Source organism: Citrobacter sp. LJND-P06, assembly GCF_058188415.1.
On sequence record NZ_CP187317.1, the window covers coordinates 656,721 to 680,080 of the forward strand.

The window sequence follows — 23,360 nt, forward strand, 5'->3', positions numbered from 1 at the left end:
ACATTAAAGGGAGAAAGTATCATGAAGAAATTGGCTGCAATAATTGCCGTGATGGCATTGAGTTCTGCACCGGTCCTGGCGGCTCAACAGGGCGGATTTTCTGGTCCGACGGCGACGCAAAGTCAAAGCGGTGGGTTTGTTGGCCCGAACGGTAGCAGCACGACAGTCGAAAGTGCTAAATCGCTGCGCGATGATGCCTGGGTAACGCTGCGCGGGAATATCGTTGAGCGCATTTCCGACGATTTGTATCTGTTTAAAGATGCCTCCGGCACCGTGAATGTGGATATCGACCACAAACGCTGGAACGGGGTGACCGTGACGCCGCAGGACGTTGTGGAAATTCAGGGAGAGGTCGATAAAGACTGGAACTCTGTGGAGATCGATGTAAAACAGATAACTAAAGTGACCAAATAATCCTCATCAGGGCCGCGCTGGCGGCCCTGTTCTTTATGTCTGAAAGATGATGTAAATCAGCCTTCTGACCGCATTCAGGCGTAAAGTGATACGCTCAACGTTGTCTGACAGAGATATCATGAAAATGCGCACTGTGTTGCCTTGCTGGCGCAGGCCGCCGATTTAAAGCAGGGAAACCGATTTTATCCGCCAGCCCCGCTGATCCCACTCTATTAGCAACCGCTGATTAAACTGCTTAAACCGTATGTGGGCGGCTTTCCTGTCCACAATCCGCAGGATTATATCTACAGCAAAGAGTTGTACATCACTGCACACTCGTGGCGTTGCCCCCGTCCTTGCTAACGGGATAGGGGAAAGCTGGCAGACTTTGTGACTCAACGCGCCAGATAGGGTAATATCTGCGGCAATATTGCCTGACAGATAGCGGGTATTGTTCAGGCTAACAGTTGAGGAACCACGATTAATGAGCGATATGGCAGAGCGCCTTGCGCTGCATGAATTCACGGAAAACGCCTATCTGAACTACTCCATGTACGTCATCATGGACAGGGCGTTGCCGTTTATTGGTGACGGGCTGAAGCCGGTTCAGCGTCGCATCGTGTATGCGATGTCGGAACTGGGACTGAATGCCAGCGCCAAATTTAAAAAATCCGCCCGTACCGTCGGTGACGTACTGGGTAAGTATCATCCTCATGGTGACAGCGCCTGCTACGAAGCCATGGTGCTGATGGCGCAGCCATTCTCTTACCGTTATCCGTTAGTTGACGGTCAGGGGAACTGGGGGGCGCCGGACGACCCGAAATCCTTCGCCGCGATGCGTTATACCGAATCTCGCCTGTCGAAGTACGCGGAGATTCTGCTGGGCGAGCTGGGGCAGGGAACGTCAGACTGGGTGCCGAACTTTGACGGTACGATGCAGGAGCCGAAAATGCTGCCTGCGCGTCTGCCGAACATTCTGCTCAACGGAACAACCGGTATTGCGGTCGGGATGGCAACAGACATTCCGCCACATAATCTGCGCGAAGTGGCGAAAGCGGCCATCACCCTGATTGAACAGCCGAAAACGACGCTGGATCAACTGCTGGATATCGTGCAGGGGCCGGACTACCCGACGGAAGCCGAGATCATTACCTCCCGTGCTGAGATCCGTAAGATTTATGAGAACGGGCGCGGTTCCGTGCGTATGCGTGCGGTATGGAATAAAGAAGACGGCGCAGTGGTGATTACCGCGCTGCCGCACCAGGTTTCCGGCGCGCGTGTCCTTGAGCAAATCGCGGCCCAGATGCGCAATAAAAAGCTGCCGATGGTGGACGATCTGCGTGACGAGTCGGATCACGAAAACCCGACGCGTCTGGTGGTTGTACCCCGTTCCAATCGTGTGGACATGGATCAGGTGATGAACCACCTGTTCGCCACCACGGATCTGGAAAAAAGCTATCGCATTAACCTGAATATGATCGGCCTGGATGGTCGTCCGGCAGTGAAAAATCTGCTGGAGATCCTGACCGAATGGCTGGCGTTCCGTCGTGACACCGTGCGCCGCCGCCTGAACTATCGCCTGGAGAAAGTCCTCAAGCGCCTGCACATCCTCGAAGGTTTGCTGGTGGCGTTTCTCAATATCGACGAAGTCATTGAGATAATCCGTCACGAGGATGAACCAAAACCGGCGTTGATGTCGCGCTTTGGCATCACTGAAACGCAGGCTGAAGCCATCCTCGAACTGAAACTGCGTCATCTTGCCAAACTGGAAGAGATGAAAATTCGCGGTGAGCAGGATGAGCTGGCGAAAGAGCGTGATCAGTTGCAGAGCATTCTGGCTTCTGAGCGCAAAATGAATAATCTTCTGAAGAAAGAGCTCCAGGCTGACGCTGATGCCTATGGCGACGATCGTCGTTCACCGTTGCAGGAACGCGAAGAAGCTAAGGCGATGAGCGAGCACGACATGCTGCCGTCTGAGCCAGTAACCATCGTGCTTTCCCAAATGGGCTGGGTGCGTAGCGCCAAAGGTCACGATATTGACGCACAAGGGCTGAACTATAAATCGGGTGACAGCTTCAAAGCCGCCGTGAAAGGCAAGAGTAACCAGCCCGTGGTCTTCATCGACACGACCGGGCGCAGCTATGCCATCGACCCGATTACGCTGCCGTCGGCACGGGGTCAGGGCGAACCGCTGACCGGTAAGCTTACGCTGCCGCCGGGGGCGACGGTGGATCATATGCTGATGGAAGGCGATGAGCAGAAACTGTTGATGGCGTCTGATGCGGGTTACGGTTTTGTGTGTACCTTCAACGATCTGGTCGCGCGCAATCGTGCGGGCAAGGCACTGATTACGTTACCGGAAAATGCGCATGTCATGCCGCCGGTGGTGATTGAAGATGACACCGATATGCTGCTGGCAATAACACATGCGGGCCGTATGTTGATGTTCCCGGTCAGCGATCTGCCGCAATTGTCGAAAGGCAAAGGGAATAAGATAATCAATGTTCCTTCTGCAGAAGCCGCGAAAGGCGAAGATGGCCTGGCGCTGCTTTACGTTCTGCCGCCACAAAGCACGCTGACGATTCACGTCGGCAAACGCAAAATTAAACTGCGTCCTGAAGAGCTGCAAAAAGTGACTGGCGAACGTGGTCGCCGCGGTACGCTGATGCGTGGTCTGCAACGTATCGACCGTATTGAGATCGACTCTCCTCGTCGTGCAAGCAGTGGCGATAGCGAAGAGTAATTGTCTCGTCTTGTTCTCCCTCCTTTCATGGAGGGAGAATAAACGTTAAAAATTCCCGTGAAACCGTTGTTTATTCGTGCGTTGCGATTAACAATACGCTTTTCCAGAGAGCCGCTCTTAACAAAGCTCTAACCTGATAGCAGGTGACGTACAATAGTAGGCTCTTGGGGCTTCAGAGGTTGTTATGCTATATATTTTTCGTCTCTTTATTACTGTTATTTACTGCATTCTGGTCTGTATTTTTGGGTGTATCTACTGTCTCTTCAGTCCACGAAATCCTAAGCACGTCTCGACCTTTGGTCGTATGTTTGGCCGCCTGGCCCCGCTGTATGGCTTGAAAGTGGAATGTCGTTTGCCTGCCGGTGTTGAAAACCACGGCAATGCCATTTATATCGCTAACCATCAGAATAATTACGACATGGTTACGGCCGCGAATATTGTTCAACCGCCTACCGTTACCGTGGGTAAAAAAAGCCTGTTGTGGGTACCGTTTTTCGGGCTGTTATATTGGTTAACCGGCAACTTATTGATCGACCGAGATAACCGGGCCAAAGCGCACAGTACCATTGCACAAGTGGTACGCCATATTAAGAAGCGTCATATTTCCGTCTGGATGTTCCCGGAAGGCACGCGCAGCCGCGGGCGTGGTCTGCTGCCGTTTAAGACCGGGGCGTTTCATGCCGCGATTGCAGCAGGCGTACCCGTTATTCCCGTGTGCGTATCCAATACCTCAAATAAGATTAACCTTAACCGACTGAATAACGGTCTGGTGATTGTTGAGATGTTGCCGCCGATTGATATCAGCGCCTTTGGTAAAGATCAGGTTCGGGAACTCGCGGCACATTGCCGTACACTGATGGAACAAAAAATCGCGGAACTCGACAAAGAAGTCGCAGAACGGGAAGCGACCGGCAACGTTTAAGTCGGTTAGCAAGAGATTTGCGGAATACGATTTCCTGCGCATTATTTTAGCCAGTTTTACATGGAGCTTATATGTCACTCAGTCGGCGTCAGTTCATTCAGGCCTCAGGGATCGCACTGTGTGCTGGTGCTGTTCCGCTGCGAGCACATGCTGCCGGACAGCAGCAACCGTTGCCGATTCCGCCACTGTTAGAGTCCCGTCGTGGACAGCCATTATTTATGACGTTGCAGCGCGCGCACTGGTCTTTTACCCAAGGGACTCGCGCACCGGTCTGGGGCGTTAATGGACGCTATTTGGGGCCGACGATCCGCGTCTGGAAAGGGGACGACGTTAAGCTTATCTACAGTAACCGGCTGGCGGAAAACGTCTCGATGACCATTGCGGGTCTTCAGGTGCCGGGACCGCTGATGGGCGGCCCGGCGCGCATGATGTCACCGAATGCCGACTGGGCGCCGGTGTTGCCGATTCGCCAGAGCGCCGCCACCTTGTGGTATCACGCCAATACGCCGAACCGAACCGCGCAGCAGGTGTACAACGGCCTGGCCGGGATGTGGCTGGTAGAAGATGAAGTCAGCAAGTCGCTGCCGATCCCTAACCACTACGGTGTGGATGATTTTCCTATCATCATCCAGGACAAACGGCTGGATAATTTTGGTGCGCCAGAGTACAGCGAACCGGGAAGCGGCGGTTTTGTCGGCGATTCCTTGCTGGTTAACGGCGTACAAAGCCCGTATGTGGAAGTGTCTCGCGGCTGGGTGCGATTGCGTTTGCTGAACGCTTCCAACTCACGTCGCTATCTTTTACAGATGAGCGACGGTCGTGCACTGCATGTGATTTCGGGTGACCAGGGCTTTTTGCCTGCGCCTGTGTCGGTTAAACAGTTGTCGCTGGCGCCGGGCGAGCGTCGTGAGATCCTGGTAGACATGACCAACGGTGATGAGGTGTCGATCACCTGTGGCGAAGCGGCAAGCATTGTCGACAGGATCCGCGGGTTCTTTGAGCCTTCCAGTATTCTGGTATCGACGCTGGTGCTGACGTTGCGCCCAACGGGGCTTCTGCCGCTGGTGACAGACAATCTGCCGATGCGCCTGTTGCCGACGGAAATCATGAGCGGCGCGCCGATTCGCAGTCGGGATATCAGCCTTGGCGAAGATCCGGGTATTAATGGGCAGTTGTGGGATGTAAACCGTATCGATATCACTGCTCAGCAGGGCTCCTGGGAGCGCTGGACGGTACGCGCCGATCTGCCGCAGTCGTTCCACATTGAGGGTGTGACCTTCCTGATTCGCAACGTGAACGGCGCAATGCCTTTCCCGGAAGACCGGGGCTGGAAAGACACCGTTTGGGTGGATGGTCAGGTGGAACTGCTGGTCTATTATGGACAACCGTCCTGGGCGCATTTCCCGTTCTACTTTACCAGCCAGACGCTGGAAATGGCCGACCGTGGTTCTATCGGGCAGTTACTGGTGAACCCGGCGCCGTAATCCTCTTCTCGCCCGCGAGGGCGAGATAAGAATACCTTTCGATTTCTCATTCGTTCCGGCTTATAATCGCCGGCCTTTGATTATTTTTTTACCATTTTTGGAAGTGTTATGAGCGCAATATCCCTGATCCAGCCAGACAGAGACCTTTTCTCCTGGCCTCAGTACTGGGCAGCCTGTTTTGGTCCCGCACCTTTTTTGCCGATGTCACGCGACGAAATGGACCAACTTGGCTGGGATAGCTGCGACATTATTTTGGTTACCGGCGATGCGTATGTCGATCATCCGAGTTTTGGTATGGCGATTTGTGGTCGTATGCTGGAATCGCAAGGATTTCGTGTCGGCATCATTGCTCAGCCAGACTGGAACAGCAAAGACGACTTTATGCGTTTGGGCAAACCGAACCTGTTTTTCGGCGTAACCGCGGGCAACATGGACTCGATGATCAACCGCTATACCGCCGATCGTCGACTGCGCCATGATGATGCCTATACCCCGGATAACGTGGCGGGCAAACGCCCGGATCGCGCTACGCTGGTCTATACCCAGCGTTGTAGAGAAGCGTGGAAAGATGTGCCGGTGATCCTCGGTGGCATTGAAGCCAGTCTGCGTCGCACCGCGCACTACGATTACTGGTCGGATACCGTGCGCCGCTCGGTACTGGTGGACTCCAAAGCCGACATGCTGATGTTCGGTAACGGTGAGCGCCCGCTGGTAGAAGTTGCGCACCGTCTGGCGATGGGAGAAACCATCGACCAGATCCGTGATGTGCGTAACACCGCGATTATGGTTAAAGAAGCACTGCCGGGCTGGAGCGGCGTGGATTCCACGCGTCTGGACACGCCGGGTAAAATCGATCCCATCCCGCATCCGTATGGTGAAGATTTGCCGTGCGCCGATAACAAGCCGGTAGCACCGAAAAAGCAGGAAGCAAAAGCAGTCACTGTGCAGCCGCCGCGTCCGAAGCCGTGGGAGAAAACCTACGTGCTGCTGCCATCTTTTGAGAAGGTGAAGGGCGACAAAGTCCTGTATGCGCATGCTTCGCGTATTTTGCACCATGAAACCAACCCAGGCTGTGCGCGCGCGCTGATGCAAAAACATGGCGATCGCTATATCTGGATCAACCCGCCGGCCATACCGCTTTCGACTGAAGAGATGGACAGCGTTTTTGCTCTGCCGTATAAGCGCGTGCCGCACCCGGCATATGGCGACAGCCGTATCCCGGCGTATGAGATGATCCGTTTTTCGATCAACATCATGCGTGGTTGCTTTGGCGGTTGTTCCTTCTGTTCGATAACGGAACACGAAGGGCGCATTATTCAGAGCCGTTCGGAAGATTCGATCATCAATGAGATCGAAGCGATCCGCGACACCGTTCCAGGCTTTACGGGCATCATTTCTGACCTCGGCGGCCCCACGGCGAACATGTATATGTTGCGCTGTAAGTCACCGCGCGCGGAGCAAACCTGTCGCCGTCTGTCGTGCGTTTATCCGGATATTTGCCCGCATATGGACACCAATCATGAGCCGACGATTAACCTTTATCGCCGCGCTCGCGATCTGAAGGGCATCAAGAAGATCCTGATCGCCTCCGGGGTACGTTATGACATCGCCGTTGAAGACCCGCGTTATATCAAAGAGCTGGCGACCCATCATGTCGGCGGCTACCTGAAGATTGCGCCGGAACATACCGAAGAAGGCCCATTGTCGAAGATGATGAAGCCGGGTATGGGCAGCTATGACCGCTTTAAGGAACTGTTTGATACCTATTCGAAACAGGCGGGTAAAGAGCAATACCTGATCCCTTACTTCATCTCTGCGCACCCCGGTACGCGAGACGAGGATATGGTGAATCTCGCGCTGTGGCTGAAGCAGCGTCGTTTCCGTCTTGATCAGGTGCAGAACTTCTATCCGTCGCCGCTGGCGAACTCGACCACCATGTATTACACCGGGAAAAACCCGCTGGGTAAAATTGGTTATAAGAGTGAAGATGTGGTGGTGCCGAAAGGGGACAAACAGCGCCGTCTGCATAAAGCGCTGCTGCGTTACCACGATCCGGCTAACTGGCCATTAATCCGTCAGGCGCTGGAAGATATGGGTAAAAAGCATCTGATCGGCGGTCGCCGTGAGTGCCTGGTTCCGTCTCCGACGCTGGAAGAGATGCGCGAAGCGCGTCGTCAGAACCGTAATACGCGTCCGGCGTTGACCAAGCACACGCCAGTGGCGCATCAGCGTCAGACTCCGGCGAGCGCGAAGAAAGCACCGTCAACGCCGTCGCGCAAACCGTCTGAAGGGGCGAAAAAACGCGCGAAACCTGCGGCAGGGCGCTAAACCGTATTGCCCGGCAGCGCTAACGCTGACCGGGCTTTCGTTTTACTTTATGAACGGTCGGAAGGGACTTGCACCACCCTCCGGCCAGCGTCACCGTCTTAGTACAGACCCAGCACTTTCCACCATGCCAGACCCACGGTCAAAAAGACCGCCTGATTAAACAAGCTGATGACAAATCCCGTTCGCCACCACACACCGGTTGGAACATATCCTGCGCCAAACAGGATCGGGCCGCGTGCGTGGGTGTACTGGGTGAGTGAGCAATACAGGCTGCTGGTAAACGCCAACATCAACGCCATCGGCGCCGCCGGGATATTCAGGTGCAGGCCAACCCCCAGGAATACGGCATACAGGGCGGCGATCTGAGCGTTACCGCTGGCGAAGAAGTAGTGGGTGTAGAAATAGGCGGCATTCAGGATAAGCAGAACAATTACCCAACTGGTTCCCTGCATCGTGCTGCCGATACTGTCGCCAATCAGATTGCCAAACCAGGTCGTGAAACCTAATTTCTTCAACTGGTTTGCCATCATTAACAATGCCGCAAACCAGATCAGCGTATCCCATGCGCCTTTCTCGCTTTTGACGTCTTCCCAACTGAGAACGCCGCTCAGCAGCAGAATGGAGAGACCGACAAACGAGGCCGTTGTCGCATCCACCCCCAGCACATCACCAAAAATCCACAGCACCAGCAGGACGCCGACGGTTGCCAGCATCAACCATTCACCCCGCGTCATGCTTCCCATTTCTGCCAGCTCTTTGCGGGCGATATTGGGGGCATCGGGAGTATGTTTGATTTCTGGTCGGGTCAACCAGTAGACGAGGAGGGGGACGAGCAGCAGCGAGACCAGACAGGGCAGCAGCGCCGCCATAAACCAGCTTCCCCAGGTCAAGGTGACGCCTGCGTTTGCCGCCAGTTTCACCGCCAACAGGTTACCGGTGTAGCCCGTCATGAAGAGTGCGGCGGTAACGTCATTCACGTTCCCGATACAGGTGATCAGAAAGGTGCCGATTTTACTGCGGGACTCATCATCGGGTCGTGAATTAAAGCTGCGCGCCAGTGAGTCGGCGATAGGATAAATTACGCCGCCACAGCGAGCGGTGTTACTTGGCATCGCCGGAGAGAGGATCAGGTCGGCGCAGGCCAGGCCGTAGGCGAGCCCCAGCGTACGTTTGCCCAGTAGGCGGATCATCTGCAAAGCAATACGCCGACCCAGGCCGGTTTTGATAAATCCCCGGGCGATCATAAACGCCACGACAATCAGCCAGATCAGCGAACTGTTCAGTTCACTCAGTGCCGTGGTAATCGCGCCACTGGCGGTTTTATCCCCGGCTGCATAGACGAGTGCAAAAACGGTAATGCCAATGAGGCCCACTGCGCCAATGGGCAGTACTTTTGCAACAATAGACGCGATAGTGGCGACAAAGATAATGGCCGAGTGCCATGCGGGTACCGTTAATCCGGAGGGAGGAGGGAGTTGCCACAGTCCGACGGTGATCAACATAATAATAATAAGCGGGAGCCATTTGACGCCCTGGGATTTGTTTTCCTTCACAATAAGCCACCTATAAAACATTGTTATCAGTTATGGTGAATATAATTTCCATGAGTAACCAAATGGTTAACTAATATAATGCTGCACCTGAGCTGGCAGGAAATATACAGAGAATCAGGCGGATAATGTTTCGGTGTATGTCAAAATGAAAAAAGCCCGACAGAACGTCGGGCTTCAAAAAGGAAAGTGGATGCGTTAACCGCCGAATTGATCCGGGTCTGGCCCCAGACGTTTTCCTTGATCGAGTTTGGCAATTTCGCTCAATTCATCTTTATCGAGGCGGAAGTCCCAGACGTTAAAGTTTTCTGCGATACGTGAAGGCGTGACGGATTTCGGGATAACCACCAGACCGCTGTCCAGATGCCAGCGAATCACAATTTGCGCCGGGGATTTGCCATATTTGTCAGCCAGGTCGCGAATAATGGGGCGATCAAATACCCCCTCGCCACCCTGCGCCAGCGGACTCCAGGATTCCGTCTGGATTTTGTGCGTGGCATTCCAGGAATGCAGTTGGCGCTGCTGCATCAAAGGGTGTAGTTCAATCTGGTTGATAACCGGCGCCAGGCCCGTTTCGTCAATCAAACGCTGGAGGTGATTGACCTGAAAGTTACATACGCCAATGCTTTTCACCAACCCCTGCTTTTGCAGGTTGATCATTCCTTTCCATGCTTCAACATAATGATCAATGGCAGGGACAGGCCAGTGCATCAGGTAGAGATCCACGTAGTCGAGCTGCAGTTTTTCCAGGCTTTCCTGCAATGCTTCATAAGGACGTTTCTGATCGTCATTCCACAATTTGGTGGTGATGAACAGCTCTTCCCGGGCAATGCCCGCGTTTTTTAACGCGTTGCCGACCCCTTCTTCATTCTTATACGCAGCAGCAGTGTCAATTGAGCGGTACCCCACTTCCAGCGCTTTATGAATGGCGGAGATCACTTCCTCATTGCTCGCCTTCCAGACACCCAGGCCCAGTTGCGGCATTACATTGCCATCCTGAAGCTTGATAATGGTTGGTGTAGCCATGCGTTCCTCCTTCATATGAGCTCACCGGAGCATAGCCCCGGTGAGGTTGTGTGACTTAAGTCTGGACGAAATGCCCGAAAACGAAAGCCTGAAGCGAAAAAACCTTAGCGCGCTGCCTCATAAATACGGCGGCTGACGTCCAGCGTAATGTCCTGATGTTCACCGAGATTTGTACCGCCGTGCGCTTCGAGTTTCGCCACTAACGCCGGGATAGAGCTGCCATCCAGACCATAATCCGAGAGGCGGGTCGGCACACCTAATTGCTCAAAGAAACTGCGGGTGGCGGCGATAGCAGCATCAATACGCTGGTCATCAGAACCTTCGGTAATGTTCCAGACGCGCTCGGCGTATTGCAGCAGTTTGGCTCGTTTGGTATCGCGTTTTTCATTCCACAGCGCCGGCAGAACGATAGCCAGTGTTTGAGCATGATCGAGGCCGTGCATGGCGGTGAGTTCATGGCCCAGCATGTGCGTTGCCCAGTCCTGAGGAACACCGGCGCCAATCAGGCCGTTCAACGCCTGCGTCGCCGCCCACATCACGTTGGCGCGGACATCATAGTTTTCAGGCTCTTGCAGCGCTTTCGGGCCGTCTTCAACCAGCGTCAGCAAAATACCTTCAGCGAAGCGATCCTGAATTTTTCCGTCGACCGGGTAGGTGACATACTGTTCTACCGTGTGCACAAACGCATCGACGACGCCGTTGGCAACCTGGCGAGGCGGCAACGTATAGGTGTAAACCGGATCCAGCACAGCAAAGACCGGCTGTACAAACGGCGTCATAAACGCCAGCTTATCACCGGTGGTTTTACGTGAGATAACCGCGCCAGAGTTCGATTCGGAACCGGTCGCGGGCAGCGTCAGAACGGAGCCCATCGGGACTGCGCTTTTCACGTCGTTGCCACGGGTTTCCAGAATTTGCCACGGATCGACGCCTTCTGCGTAGTGAGCGGCGGCAGCGATAAATTTAGTACCGTCCAGCACGGAGCCTCCCCCCACAGCCAGCAGGAAAGTCACCTTCTCTTCACGCACCATTTTGACGGCATTCATCAGCGTTTCATACGACGGGTTCGGCTCAATCCCACCAAACTCCAGCACATCAAGACCGCTGAGGGCGTCATGTACCTGAGCCAGAACGCCGGTCTTTTTCACACTCCCGCCACCGTAGGTGACTAACACACGAGCGCCCTGCGGAATTTGCTGGCGCAGATCGGTGATAGCGCCTTTACCGAACAGAATACGGGTTGGGGTATGCAGATTAAAATTGTTCATTGTTCGTTCCCTTATATGGGTAGAAAAGAGGGCAGGTGGATGTCTGCCTGATGGTGGATATTGTGGTCTTCAGCGGCGCGCCTCTCAATGCTCATTTCTGCCAATGTCTTGCCCATTTCTCCAGAGGGCTGGAGAAAACGGATAAAAGTGCGCACTATGTAGAGGTCGTAAACCAATGGCAAAGTGGCGCGCTATGAACCGAGAAGAGACCTGTCTTCTGCTGACAGATAAAATTAAGCAACTGAAAAATAATGAGAAGAAACTCAGTGAATGGCTTCCTGATATTCGCTTGCTGTATGGTACTGAACCTGGCCTGCGTACGCCGGTGATGTATGAGCCTGGCATCATATTTCTCTTCTCCGGACATAAAATCGGTTATATCAATGAGCGCGTATTTCGCTACGACGCCAATGAATATCTGCTGCTGACAGTACCTTTACCCTTTGAATGTGAAACTTATGCGACGCCAGAACGCCCGCTGGCCGGTATTCGTCTGAATGTTGATATCCTGCAACTGCAGGAGCTGCTGATGGATATTGGTGAGGACGATCGCTTCCAGCCGTCGATGGCGGCGAGCGGGATTAACTCCGCCACGCTGTCAGACGAGATCCTCTGCGCCGCCGAGAGGCTGTTAGATGTGATGGAACGTCCATTGGATGCGCGTATTCTGGGCAAACAGATCATCCGTGAAATACTTTACCACGTGTTGACCGGGCCACGTGGGGGAGCGCTGCTGGCGCTGGTGAGTCGCCAGACGCACTTCAGCCTGATTAGCCGCGTGCTGAAGCGCATAGAAAATAAGTACACTGAAAACCTGAACGTTGAGCAACTGGCAGCAGAGGCCAATATGAGCGTCTCCGCGTTCCATCATAATTTTAAATCAGTTACCAGCACCTCGCCGTTGCAATACCTGAAAAGCTACCGACTGCACAAGGCGCGTATGATGATCGTTCATGATGGGATGAAAGCGAGTGCTGCCGCGATGCGGGTAGGCTATGAGAGCGCGTCGCAGTTCAGTCGGGAATTTAAACGTTATTTTGGCGTTACGCCGGGTGAGGATGCGGCGCGAATTCGGACACTTCAGGGGAGTTAATTGACTTCCCGGCTGGCAAGGCCGGGAAAGAGAAGAGGCTCAGGCGTTGCAGTACTTTTTCTTAATGACGACGATCACCGTGCCGAGCAAACCCGCGGTCAGCAGGGCAACCGGCAGGATCATTAAAAACGTCATCACCTGATCTTCATGGCGTTTGACGAAGGGGATCATGCTAAGCGCATAGCCAAAACTGGTCACCACGCCAACCCACAGCAGTCCGCTCAGCCAGTTAAAAAACTGGAATCTGCGGTTAGAGAGGCCGGAAATTCCCGCCATTGTGGGCAACAGCGTGCGAACAAACGCCAAAAAGCGCCCAACGAGCAGGGCCAGAAGGCCGTGTCGGTCGAACATACAGGTGGCGCGTTGATGGTATTTGGACGGTAGCTGAGCCAGCCAGCCTTTCACCGTGTGGGTATTTCCCAGCCATCGACCCTGAATATAGCTGAGCCAACAGCCCAGACTGGCCGCCGCGGTTAAAATAGCCACGGTGGGTACAAAGTCCATCACTCCTTGTGCAATCAGCGCTCCTGCCAGTATCAGCAGGCTGTCTCCGGGTAAAAAGGATGCAGGCAGCAGGCCGTTTTCTAAAAACAGCGTGGCAAACATCACAAAGTAGACAACGCTAACAACGTGTGGATCCGCCAGCGCAGCAAAATCGTGTTGCCAGAGCGCAGCGATAATATCTTGAATGACAGCCATGGACTTTCCTGTGGAACCGCGTTTAAGTGCCTATTGTACTCTCGAATTGCCCGGGACGCTTTGATCCCGGACGCAACAAACACAGACTTTTCTGCTGGAAGTGTCTGCAATTATGTCCATTGGCGGCAATTTTACACGATCCGGGCAAATCCTGCGGCTAAATCCTCAATAAGATCGTCAACATTTTCTAAACCAATATGTAAGCGAATAAGTGTTCCGCTGAAATCCACCACGCCTTCCGGGCGAATGGCGGCAATATGTTCAGGCTGATTCGCCAGAATCAAGGATTCAAAGCCACCCCATGAGTAGGCCATGCTGAACAGGCTGAAGTTGTCGAGGTAGGCTGACATCTCGTTATTATTGAGCTTTTTATTCAGGACAAATGAAAACAAACCGCTGCTGCCGGTAAAATCGCGCTTCCAGAATTCATGGCCTTTGCTGCCAGGGAGCGCAGGGTGATTGACGCGCGCCACTTGGGGGTGGTTTGCCAGCCATTCAGCCACTTTCAGGCTGCTTTCATGATGCTGACGCAGGCGCACGCCCAGGGTACGTAAACCGCGGCTGGTCATGTACGCCGTGTCGGCATCCAGCATTTGCCCCATCAGATAGGCATTCTCACGCAGTTGTTCCCAGCAGCGGGCGTTGGAAACGGCCGTGCCGACCATCGCGTCAGAGTGACCAATCAGATATTTTGTCCCTGCCTGAATAGAGATATCGATTCCAAAATCCAGCGCTTTAAACAGCACCCCGGCGGCCCAGGTGTTATCCATCATGATAATCGCATCCGGCGCAACGCGTCTGACGGCTTCAACAATCGCTGGGATGTCATGGACTTCCATTGTGATGGAGCCCGGCGATTCCAGGAAAACGATTCGGGTGTTGGGCTGAATGTGTTTTATGATATCGGCGCCGACCATGGGGTCGAACCAGCCGGTGCTCACACCGAGTTTGGCGAGAATTTTGGTGCAGAAATCCTGGCTTGGCTCATAGGCTGTGTTGGTCATCAGCACATGATCGCCCTGTTCGACGAAAGCCAAAATGGTGTTGGCGACGGCCGCCGCGCCGCAGGGGAACAGGGCGCATCCGACGCCGCCCTCCAGTTCGCACATTGCTTCCTGGAGAGAGAAATGGGTCAACGTTCCGCGACGGCCATAGAAAAGCTCGCCGTTGGCGCGGTTGTGAGTGGCGTGTTTTTTCGCTTCGACTGTCTCGAATACCAGTGAAGACGCGCGCTGAATCACGCTGTTTACCGATCCCAGGGTGTACTTTTTACTGCGCCCTGCATTCACAAATTGGGTATCAAGGTGTTTTTTTGCCATGTCGCACGACCTGTTTTTTTATACGTCTGGATGTCTAAACTAACATGAATGCGGCACCGCGCATCCAGAGGAATGGCGATAAAGCAGAAAATTTTATCAAAATAACCTCTCGTGACTTTTTTACTGCGTAAGCGCAAGGAAAAGAAACCAAAGGTGCGGCAATATGTAAATAGTAATGAGAACGACTATCAATTCGACGTCGTTTTGATATTATTACGCTCAGATTTTGTGATTTGCGTCCTGGAGATACAGAGTGGGTAATAATTTGATGCAGACGGATCTTTCCGTCTGGGGTATGTATCAGCACGCCGACATTGTGGTTAAGTGCGTGATGATTGGTCTGATTCTGGCGTCAGTGGTCACCTGGGCTATCTTCTTCAGCAAAAGCGTTGAACATTTCACGCAGAAGCGCCGACTCAAGCGTGAGCAGGAGCAACTGGCTGAAGCCCGTTCTTTGGATCAGGCAAGCGATATCGCTTCTGAATTTGACGCAAAAAGTTATAGCGCGATGTTGATTAACGAAGCGCAAAACGAACTTGAACTGTCAGAAGGCAGTGAAGACAACGAAGGTATTAAAGAGCGTACTGGGTTCCGTCTGGAACGCCGCGTCGCAGCCGTGGGTCGTCATATGGGACGGGGCAACGGCTATCTGGCGACTATCGGTGCGATCTCTCCTTTTGTGGGTCTGTTCGGTACGGTATGGGGCATCATGAACAGCTTCATCGGTATCGCACAAACGCAAACCACTAACCTTGCTGTCGTGGCTCCGGGTATCGCAGAAGCACTTTTGGCGACGGCGATTGGTCTGGTGGCGGCTATTCCTGCGGTGGTTATCTACAACGTCTTTGCACGCCAGATTGGCGGCTATAAAGCGATGCTGGGCGACGTGGCGGCACAGGTGCTGTTGCTGCAAAGCCGTGATCTGGATTTGAACGCGAGTGTCTCCGCTCAGCCGGTACGTACCGCGCAGAAATTACGTGTAGGATAATGCTTCATGGCAATGCGTCTTAACGAAAACCTGGACGATAACGGTGAAATGCATGAAATCAACGTGACGCCGTTTATCGACGTTATGCTGGTTCTGCTGATCATCTTTATGGTGGCTGCGCCCCTGGCGACGGTGGATGTGAAGGTGAATTTGCCTGCCTCCTCCAGTGTGCCGCAACCTCGTCCGGAAAAACCGATTTACCTGTCTGTGAAGGCCGATAACTCCATGTTCATCGGCAACGATCAGGTCACGGATGAAACCATGATCAACGCGCTCAATACGTTGACCGAAGGAAAGAAAGACACCACGATCTTCTTCCGCGCCGATAAAACGGTTGATTACGAAACCATGATGAAGGTAATGGACTCGCTGCATCAGGCGGGTTACCTGAAAATTGGTTTGGTTGGCGAAGAGGTCGCAAAAGCGAAGTAATCGTTTTGCCGGACGGTGCCTGGGCCTGTCCGGCCTGCTTTCTGCGGGTTGTTGGTCGGGCAGGCATCGTCGCCTGGCACAACCCTACTCAGCGTTGTCCTTGAAAACTCCCCCCACACACTTTCGCTAAGGGATTTGAGATCTCCATCTCACGACCTTTTGCCTGCGCCATAACTTATCACATCAACCGCTCGTCCTTTATTCCGCACAATTACACAATCTTTTCTTTATTATTCGCCGCACCATTCGGCAGATTTTTAACGTTGCTGTTTATTTGGCATAAAAAAATCAAACACAGATAAAAACACTAATTCATAATAAATAAAAATATAACTGATATATGTATTATTAATTTGCATATATTATTTTATTTTTATTAAGCTCAATATATATATTTTAAATATAACAAGGTAATACCATGAGTGGCTATACATTATTCCCAAAAATAAGAGAAAGCATTGAGTGGGTTTCCGGGCACAGTGAAGCGGTTATCCAGTTTGGCTGGAGCATCATTGCCGCCATTATCTTATTGTTTATAGGCAAACTTTTTTCTCGCCTTCTCGCTCGTGGGCTGGAGAACCTGCTATTAAAACGTAAAGTCGATATCACCATCGTGCAGTTTTTTACCGCCCTGGTTCGCTACATTACGCTCGCGTTTTTCATTGTCGCCGCATTGGGTCGCGTCGGCATTGAAACCTCTTCCATCATTGCGGTAATTGGCGCAGCAGGTCTGGCAATTGGCCTGGCATTGCAAAGTTCATTGTCTAATTTTGCCGCAGGCGTAATGTTGGTTTCTTTGCGCCCCTTTCGTGCGGGTGAAATTGTACAAATTGGTGTTGTAATCGGGACGGTGGAGAAAGTCCATATATTTTCCACCACGTTATTGACCGGTGACAGCAAAGAGATTGTGATTCCCAACGGTAAAATTATTGCCGACAATATCATCAACTATTCCCGGCATCCGTACCGCCGTATCGATCTGGTCATCGGTGTTGGCTACCACAGTTGCATCGCTGATGTGAAAAAAGTCATTATGCGCATTATTGAGCAGGATAGTCGTATCGACCAACAGCGTGGCACCACCGTCCGCTTAGGTGAACTTGCTGCTTCATCACTGAACTTCTATGTCCGCGTGTGGGTACCCAATGCGGAATACTGGAACACCTATTACGACCTGCTGGAAAATATCAAAGAGGCAATGGATGCCAACCATATCGACTTGCCGTATCCGCAGATGGATATTCGTGTCCAGAATATTGCCGCCAAAGCGTCGAACCCGTTACAGCGGCTCGATTTGCCTGATGCAACACTGAGATTAAAAGACTCGTTGCAGTAAACGCACAATCCCGGTAATTCCTTTACTGAAAACCCTGCCCTGGCGCATCACCGCCACCCGTTGATGGTAGCGCGGTGGCGCCAGTGAGCAGACATGCAAACCTTCCCTAACGCGAGGTATCTCTACCGCCATCCGGGGGATGCTGCTGCTCAGCCGGCGCAATGTCTTTACTTATCTGATGATGCTTGCCACAGATTCAGTTTGCCATCCGCAACATGCTTATCAATCTGCGTGAGTTCTTCAGGAGTGAACGTCAGGTTATTCAGCGCCTGAACGTTCTCTTCCAGTTGTTCAGGGCGACTGGCTCCAATCAGTACGGATGTGACCCGGGAATCCTTCAGCAGCCAGCTTAATGCCATTTGCGCCATCGACTGTCCGCGCTGTTGCGCCATCTCGTTGAGCAGACGCAGGCTGGTAATATTCTCTTCGGTGAGCATGTTCTCCGTCAGGCCGCGGGCCTTTTTCCCTTCACGCTGCATGCGGGAACCTTCCGGGATACCGTTCAGGTATTTTCCCGTGAGCAACCCCTGGGCGAGCGGGGTAAAGGCGATACAGCCTGTCCCGTTGGCTTCCAGCGTATTTAACAGCCCGCTTTTATCAACCCAACGGTTTAACAGGTTGTAGGAAGGTTGATGGATAAGCAGCGGGATCTTCCATTCGCGCAGCAGGTCGGCCATCTGTTGAGTTCGTTCGGGCGAGTATGAGGAGATGCCGACATACAGCGCCTTCCCGCTTTGTACCGCCTGAGCCAGCGCAGAAGCCGTCTCTTCCATCGGCGTATTTTCATCGACCCGGTGTGAATAGAAGATATCGACGTAATCCAGTCCCATACGTTGCAAACTTTGATCGAGACTCGCCAGCAGGTATTTACGTGAACCGCCAGCGCCATAAGGACCCGGCCACATGTCGTATCCGGCCTTGGTGGAGATAATCAGTTCATCACGATGATTCGCAAAATCGCGGCGCAACAGGCGACCAAAATTTTCCTCTGCGCTGCCCGGAGGCGGCCCATAGTTATTGGCCAAATCAAAATGGGTGATACCTAAATCAAATGCCTTACGCAGCAGGGCTTGCTGTGAATCCAGCGCGTGAACGTGACCGAAACTGTGCCACAAGCCCAGTGACAGCGCGGGCAAACGCAAGCCACTTCTCCCACAATAGCGATAAAGCATTTGCTCATAACGTTCAGGGTTAGCTAACCAGGTCATGCAATCTCCTTAAGGCTGTTGGATTTCAAAACAACGTTTCTATTCTAGCGATTGTGTCAGAACAGTCCCGTTCGCCAGGTCACATTGGGATGAAATATTGGGCAAAAATACGCGGCTATGCTTTGCTTAAAAAAACATCTGTGCCGGAGTGACGGTATGCCAAGACTAACTGCCAAAGATTTTCCGCAAGAACTGCTCGATTACTACGACTACTATGCGCATGGAAAGATATCCAAACGTGAGTTTCTCAACCTCGCCGCGAAGTACGCGGTGGGGGGTGTGACGGCGCTTGCGCTGTTTAACCTGCTGAAACCGAATTATGCACTGGCGGTGCAGGTGGAATTTACCGACCCGGATATTGTGCCGGAATACATTACCTATCCGTCACCGAACGGGCATGGCGACGTGCGCGGGTATCTGGTCAGGCCCGCAAAAGCTGAAGGTAAAACGCCCGCGGTGGTGGTGGTTCATGAGAATCGGGGATTGAATCCCTATATAGAAGATGTGGCGCGGCGAGTGGCAAAGGCCGGATACATTGCACTGGCACCAGATGGCCTGAGTTCTGTGGGCGGTTACCCAGGCAACGATGATAAAGGTCGGGAGCTGCAACAACAGGTTGACCCCACAAAATTAATGAATGACTTTTTTGCCGCTATTGAGTTTATGCATCGCCATCCGGCGGCGACGGGTAAGGTCGGTATCACCGGCTTTTGCTATGGCGGCGGGGTATCGAATGCGGCGGCGGTAGCATATCCGGAGTTGGCCTGCGCGGTTCCGTTTTATGGTCGCCAGGTTCCGGCGTCAGATGTCCCCAAAATCAACGCGCCTTTGTTATTACACTATGCCGCTCTGGATACGCGGATTAATGAAGGGTGGCCCGCCTATGAAACGGCGCTTAAAGCCAATAATAACGTCTTTGAAGCCTATATTTATCCTGGGGTAAATCACGGTTTTCACAATGATTCGACGCCACGTTATGACAAATCTGCCGCCGATCTTGCCTGGCAGCGTACATTGGCCTGGTTCGAAAAGTATTTACGCTGAAAGGTATGAGTCTGCTTATAAGTATTAAGACCAAATATTGAATAATAATAGTTTCCCATTCCACTAGCATATTATTCAATATTGTGATTGAGGGAGGTCTTATCGCATAAAAAATGAAAAGTAAGTATATCTTCTTCACACTTTGCCGATAACCAGGATAAGTCACGCCTAATGGCGAATCCTCATTTACGGCAAGGGAATTCTTATGTACTTATTGCGAAACCTCTCTATTCGTATTGTCATGCTGACAATATTGGGTCTTTTTTGTCTGCTCTGGTCGGGCGTCGGTGCATTTAGCATCCATGCCTTATCTAACGTCACGCAAGGGAATGAAGTTGACCGGCATCTGGTGCGCCAGATGACGGTACTTAGCCAGGGCAACGATCAGTATTTCCGCTTTGTTACCCGTCTGAGTCGCGCAATGGACGTGAAAATCGGCGGCGGCATCCCGGACTTCGCGCCTGCACAGCAATCGCTTGATAATATGCGTAAAAAGCTCCAGGAAATGAAAACGCTGTCGCCGGGGCCAATGGAACCGGAGGTGGCTGCTGCGGTGCTGGCGAGTTGGCAAGCCTTGCTGGACAAGGGGATTATGCCGCAAATGCAACTGGCAAAGCAGGATTCTCAGGCGGCATGGCGCGAGCAGGCAACGACGGTGACGCCCGCCTTAAGTCGTGCGTTTGGCGCCAGCGTAGAGCGTTTTAACCACGAAGCCGGAACCCGACTGGATCACACCCGCGTCATGGTCGATGGTCAAACATCGGTTATCCGCACCATGATCATCGCCGCGGTGATTCTGGGTATCGCGATCCTCCTCTTTACTGACCGTTATCTTGTGGTGCTGATGATAAAACCGCTGGCGCGCATCCGTCAGCAGTTTCGCCAGATTGCGCAGGGCGATCTCAGCCAGCCGATTGAGGATCTGGGGCGTAACTGTGTGGGGCAACTGATGCCTATGCTCCGTGCAATGCAGGACAGTCTGCGTGAAGCGGTGGGCACGATTCGCTCGGGCAGTGACAATATCTGGCGTGGCGCGACGGAGATCTCAAGCGGAAACAACGATCTTTCTTCCCGCACCGAGGAGCAGGCTGCCGCACTGGAAGAGACGGCGGCCAGCATGGAACAACTCACCGCAACGGTAAAACTGAATGCAGATAACGCGCGCCAGGCCAGCCAGCTTGCTGATATTGCATCGGCCACCGCCGAAAAAGGCGGCGCGCTGGTGTCGGAAGTGATAGGTACCATGGACGGTATTTCCGCAAGTTCAAAGCAGATTGCCGAAATCACGACCGTTATCAACAGCATCGCTTTCCAGACCAATATCCTGGCGCTGAATGCTGCCGTTGAAGCCGCCAGAGCGGGCGAGCAAGGTCGCGGATTTGCGGTTGTCGCAGGTGAAGTGCGCAATCTGGCCAGCCGCAGCGCGGGCGCCGCGAAGGAGATCGAAACGCTGATTGCCGAATCAGCGCACCGTGTCGGGCAGGGCGCGCAACTGGTGAAAGAGACTGGCTCGACCATGGAGGCCATTCTGCGGGGCGTCACGGAAGTCACTACCATCATGAAGCAAATTGCATCGGCCTCCGAGGAGCAGAGTAAAGGCATCTCTCAGGTGGGGGTGGCGATCACCCAGATGGACAGCGTAACCCAACAAAACGCTGCGCTCGTGGAGCAGGTTTCAGCGGCGGCGTCAGCGCTGGAGCGCCAGACCGAGGAGCTGCAGCGCTCAGTGCAACGGTTCCGTCTCTCTCATAACGAGCCGCAGACTCAGCCGGGAAAAAACGCCTCCGGCTCAGCCCAAACCGGGGCTTCTACTACAGGTTTAACCGATGAGTGGGTAGCCTTTTAATCAGGGGGCAAAAAAGTACGCAATACCGCTGGCCTTTGTTTAAAAAATCGCTATATAATTTATTATATAGCGATTGGGGGGCGGTATGAAAAATCATTTTGGCAAAGGTTTGATGGCTGGGTTAAACGCATCGCACGCTAACAGCGCGTGTCATGTGGCGAATTTTTGTGCCGATTATAAACGTGGCTTCGTATTAGGTTTTTCGCATCGAATGTTTGAAAAAACAGGCGATCGCCAACTTAGCGCCTGGGAGGCGGGAATACTGACTCGCCGTTATGGTCTGGATAAAGAGATGGTGATGGACTTCTTCAGAGAGAATCAGTCGAATACTACAATTCGATTTTTCATGGCCGGTTATCGACTCGAAGCTTGATCCAAAAGGGGTATTATCTTGCTTTAATTAATTACACTATTGTCTTACACCTTCGTTTTATTGTCCCGTCGCAGTATCATAATATACATAACCATAAAGAAAGTGTGGTAAATGGCGCACCGATCGCAGTATGGTTTTTGCGATGGGTGCAAAATAGAGCCAGGTCTTTGCAACGGAATAACAATATAATGACTGGAGATAATACTCTCACCAATTCTCACGGCGTTAACCGTCGTGATTTCATGAAGCTTTGTGCAGCACTAGCCGCTACGATGGGGCTCAGTAGCAAAGCCGCCGCAGAAATGGCCGAGTCGGTTACCCGTCCTCAGCGTCCACCCGTTATCTGGATTGGCGCTCAGGAATGTACGGGGTGTACCGAATCCCTGCTGCGGGCAACTCACCCAACGGTAGAAAACCTTGTTCTGGAGACTATCTCTCTTGAATATCATGAGGTTCTTTCCGCCGCCTTCGGCCATCAGGTCGAGGAGAACAAACATAATGCTCTGGAGAAATACAAAGGGCAGTATGTGTTGGTCGTTGATGGTTCTATCCCATTAAAAGATAACGGTATTTACTGCATGGTTGCCGGTGAGCCTATTGTGGATCATATCCGCAGAGCGGCTGAAGGCGCGGCGGCGATTATCGCTATCGGCTCCTGTGCTGCATGGGGCGGGGTAGCGGCTGCGGGCGTGAACCCAACGGGTGCCGTCGGTTTGCAGGAAGTGCTGCCAGGCAAAACCATCATCAATATCCCAGGCTGTCCGCCTAACCCGCACAACTTCCTTGCGACAGTTGCGCACATCATTACCTATGGTAAACCACCGAAACTGGATGCGAAAAATCGTCCTACCTTTGCCTATGGTCGTTTGATTCACGAACATTGCGAACGCCGTCCGCACTTTGATGCCGGTCGTTTTGCGAAAGAGTTTGGTGATGAAGGCCACCGTGAAGGCTGGTGCCTCTACCATCTGGGCTGTAAAGGGCCAGAAACCTACGGTAACTGCTCTACACTGCAGTTCTGTGATGTCGGCGGTGTGTGGCCGGTCGCGATTGGACACCCTTGCTACGGCTGTAACGAAGAAGGCATCGGTTTCAATAAAGGTATCCACCAGCTCGCTCATGTGGAAAATCAAACTCCGCGATCAGAAAAACCTGACGTGAACATGAAAGAGGGCGGCAACGTTTCTGCTGGCGCTATCGGGTTGCTTGGCGGTGTTGCTGGGCTGGTTGCCGGTGTCAGCGTGATGGCGGTACGTGAACTGGGGCGTCAGCAAAAGAAAGATGACGCTGACTCACGGGGAGAATAAC

19 protein-coding genes and 1 pseudogene are annotated in these 23,360 nt (G+C 52.9%); 14 read left to right on the forward strand and 6 right to left on the reverse strand.

Features of this window, described 5'->3' with window-relative positions; genetic code table 11:
- Positions 1-21 precede the first annotated feature (21 nt).
- The 6 genes and pseudogenes from ACO7SM_RS03170 to ACO7SM_RS03195 all read left to right on the forward strand — a co-directional run bounded on the left by ACO7SM_RS03170 (position 22) and on the right by ACO7SM_RS03195 (position 7,870).
- The gene (locus ACO7SM_RS03170) at positions 22-414 is read left to right on the forward strand and encodes a YgiW/YdeI family stress tolerance OB fold protein (RefSeq protein ID WP_490469652.1); all 393 of its coding nucleotides are present in this window, start codon (positions 22-24) and stop codon (positions 412-414) included.
- A 189-nt stretch (positions 415-603) separates the two neighbouring features.
- Positions 604-756: pseudogene (locus ACO7SM_RS03175) on the forward strand (hypothetical protein); the annotation flags it as partial.
- A gap of 121 nt (positions 757-877) precedes the next feature.
- Positions 878-3,136 (forward strand): DNA topoisomerase IV subunit A, encoded by a 2,259-nt coding sequence (gene parC / locus ACO7SM_RS03180; protein ID WP_490469653.1) that lies wholly within the window; start codon positions 878-880, stop codon positions 3,134-3,136.
- Positions 3,137-3,320: 184 nt separating this feature from the next.
- Positions 3,321-4,058, forward strand: coding sequence for a 1-acylglycerol-3-phosphate O-acyltransferase (plsC, locus tag ACO7SM_RS03185; protein ID WP_490469654.1), 738 nt, complete (start codon positions 3,321-3,323; stop codon positions 4,056-4,058).
- A gap of 71 nt (positions 4,059-4,129) precedes the next feature.
- On the forward strand, positions 4,130-5,542 hold the full coding sequence (gene ftsP / locus ACO7SM_RS03190; RefSeq protein ID WP_490469655.1) for a cell division protein FtsP: 1,413 nt from the start codon (positions 4,130-4,132) through the stop codon (positions 5,540-5,542).
- Between the two features lie 108 nt (positions 5,543-5,650).
- The gene (locus ACO7SM_RS03195; RefSeq protein WP_490469656.1) at positions 5,651-7,870 is read left to right on the forward strand and encodes a YgiQ family radical SAM protein; all 2,220 of its coding nucleotides are present in this window, start codon (positions 5,651-5,653) and stop codon (positions 7,868-7,870) included.
- A 98-nt stretch (positions 7,871-7,968) separates the two neighbouring features.
- Here the strand turns inward: ACO7SM_RS03195 and ACO7SM_RS03200 are convergent, their stop codons facing one another.
- From ACO7SM_RS03200 to yqhD, 3 genes are all read right to left on the reverse strand, one after another.
- Positions 7,969-9,444, reverse strand: coding sequence for a DASS family sodium-coupled anion symporter (locus tag ACO7SM_RS03200; protein ID WP_490469657.1), 1,476 nt, complete (start codon positions 9,442-9,444; stop codon positions 7,969-7,971).
- A 174-nt stretch (positions 9,445-9,618) separates the two neighbouring features.
- On the reverse strand, positions 9,619-10,446 hold the full coding sequence (dkgA, locus tag ACO7SM_RS03205; protein ID WP_490469658.1) for a 2,5-didehydrogluconate reductase DkgA: 828 nt from the start codon (positions 10,444-10,446) through the stop codon (positions 9,619-9,621).
- A 104-nt stretch (positions 10,447-10,550) separates the two neighbouring features.
- Positions 10,551-11,714, reverse strand: coding sequence for an alcohol dehydrogenase (gene yqhD, locus ACO7SM_RS03210; protein ID WP_490469659.1), 1,164 nt, complete (start codon positions 11,712-11,714; stop codon positions 10,551-10,553).
- Between the two features lie 193 nt (positions 11,715-11,907).
- Between yqhD and ACO7SM_RS03215 the strand changes: the two genes are divergently transcribed.
- Entirely contained in the window at positions 11,908-12,807 is a 900-nt protein-coding gene (locus ACO7SM_RS03215; RefSeq protein ID WP_490469660.1) for an AraC family transcriptional regulator, read from the forward strand.
- Positions 12,808-12,846: 39 nt separating this feature from the next.
- On the opposite strand, the gene yghB is transcribed toward ACO7SM_RS03215, so the two are convergent.
- Both yghB and metC read right to left on the reverse strand, forming a co-directional pair.
- Entirely contained in the window at positions 12,847-13,506 is a 660-nt protein-coding gene (gene yghB, locus ACO7SM_RS03220; protein ID WP_490469661.1) for a DedA family general envelope maintenance protein YghB, read from the reverse strand.
- A 131-nt stretch (positions 13,507-13,637) separates the two neighbouring features.
- A complete protein-coding gene (gene metC / locus ACO7SM_RS03225; RefSeq protein ID WP_490469662.1) occupies positions 13,638-14,825 on the reverse strand; it encodes a cystathionine beta-lyase in 1,188 nt (395 codons plus the stop codon).
- A 253-nt stretch (positions 14,826-15,078) separates the two neighbouring features.
- Between metC and exbB the strand changes: the two genes are divergently transcribed.
- The 3 genes from exbB (at position 15,079) to mscS (ending at position 17,581) form a co-directional block, all read left to right on the forward strand.
- Complete coding sequence (gene exbB, locus ACO7SM_RS03230; RefSeq protein ID WP_490469663.1) at positions 15,079-15,813, forward strand: tol-pal system-associated acyl-CoA thioesterase; 735 nt, start codon at positions 15,079-15,081, stop codon at positions 15,811-15,813.
- A 6-nt stretch (positions 15,814-15,819) separates the two neighbouring features.
- On the forward strand, positions 15,820-16,245 hold the full coding sequence (exbD, locus tag ACO7SM_RS03235) for a TonB system transport protein ExbD (RefSeq protein ID WP_162379505.1): 426 nt from the start codon (positions 15,820-15,822) through the stop codon (positions 16,243-16,245).
- Positions 16,246-16,663: 418 nt separating this feature from the next.
- Positions 16,664-17,581: a small-conductance mechanosensitive channel MscS gene (mscS, locus tag ACO7SM_RS03240; protein ID WP_490469664.1), complete on the forward strand. Its 918-nt coding sequence runs from the start codon at positions 16,664-16,666 to the stop codon at positions 17,579-17,581.
- Positions 17,582-17,748: 167 nt separating this feature from the next.
- Here the strand turns inward: mscS and ACO7SM_RS03245 are convergent, their stop codons facing one another.
- Positions 17,749-18,789: an aldo/keto reductase gene (locus tag ACO7SM_RS03245; protein WP_490469665.1), complete on the reverse strand. Its 1,041-nt coding sequence runs from the start codon at positions 18,787-18,789 to the stop codon at positions 17,749-17,751.
- A 156-nt stretch (positions 18,790-18,945) separates the two neighbouring features.
- Here ACO7SM_RS03245 and yghX point away from each other — a divergent pair, with 156 nt between their 5' ends.
- The 4 genes from yghX (at position 18,946) to hybO (ending at position 23,359) form a co-directional block, all read left to right on the forward strand.
- Positions 18,946-19,833 carry a YghX family hydrolase gene (yghX, locus tag ACO7SM_RS03250; RefSeq protein WP_490469666.1) on the forward strand — a complete coding sequence of 296 codons (888 nt, stop codon included), beginning with the start codon at positions 18,946-18,948 and terminating at the stop codon, positions 19,831-19,833.
- Positions 19,834-20,038: 205 nt separating this feature from the next.
- Positions 20,039-21,679 carry a methyl-accepting chemotaxis protein gene (locus ACO7SM_RS03255; RefSeq protein WP_490469667.1) on the forward strand — a complete coding sequence of 547 codons (1,641 nt, stop codon included), beginning with the start codon at positions 20,039-20,041 and terminating at the stop codon, positions 21,677-21,679.
- A gap of 85 nt (positions 21,680-21,764) precedes the next feature.
- On the forward strand, positions 21,765-22,052 hold the full coding sequence (locus ACO7SM_RS03260; protein ID WP_490469668.1) for a DUF2623 family protein: 288 nt from the start codon (positions 21,765-21,767) through the stop codon (positions 22,050-22,052).
- Positions 22,053-22,240: 188 nt separating this feature from the next.
- Positions 22,241-23,359, forward strand: a complete 1,119-nt coding sequence (hybO, locus tag ACO7SM_RS03265; protein WP_203359988.1) for a hydrogenase 2 small subunit — start codon at positions 22,241-22,243, stop codon at positions 23,357-23,359.
- Position 23,360: the final 1 nt, after the last annotated feature.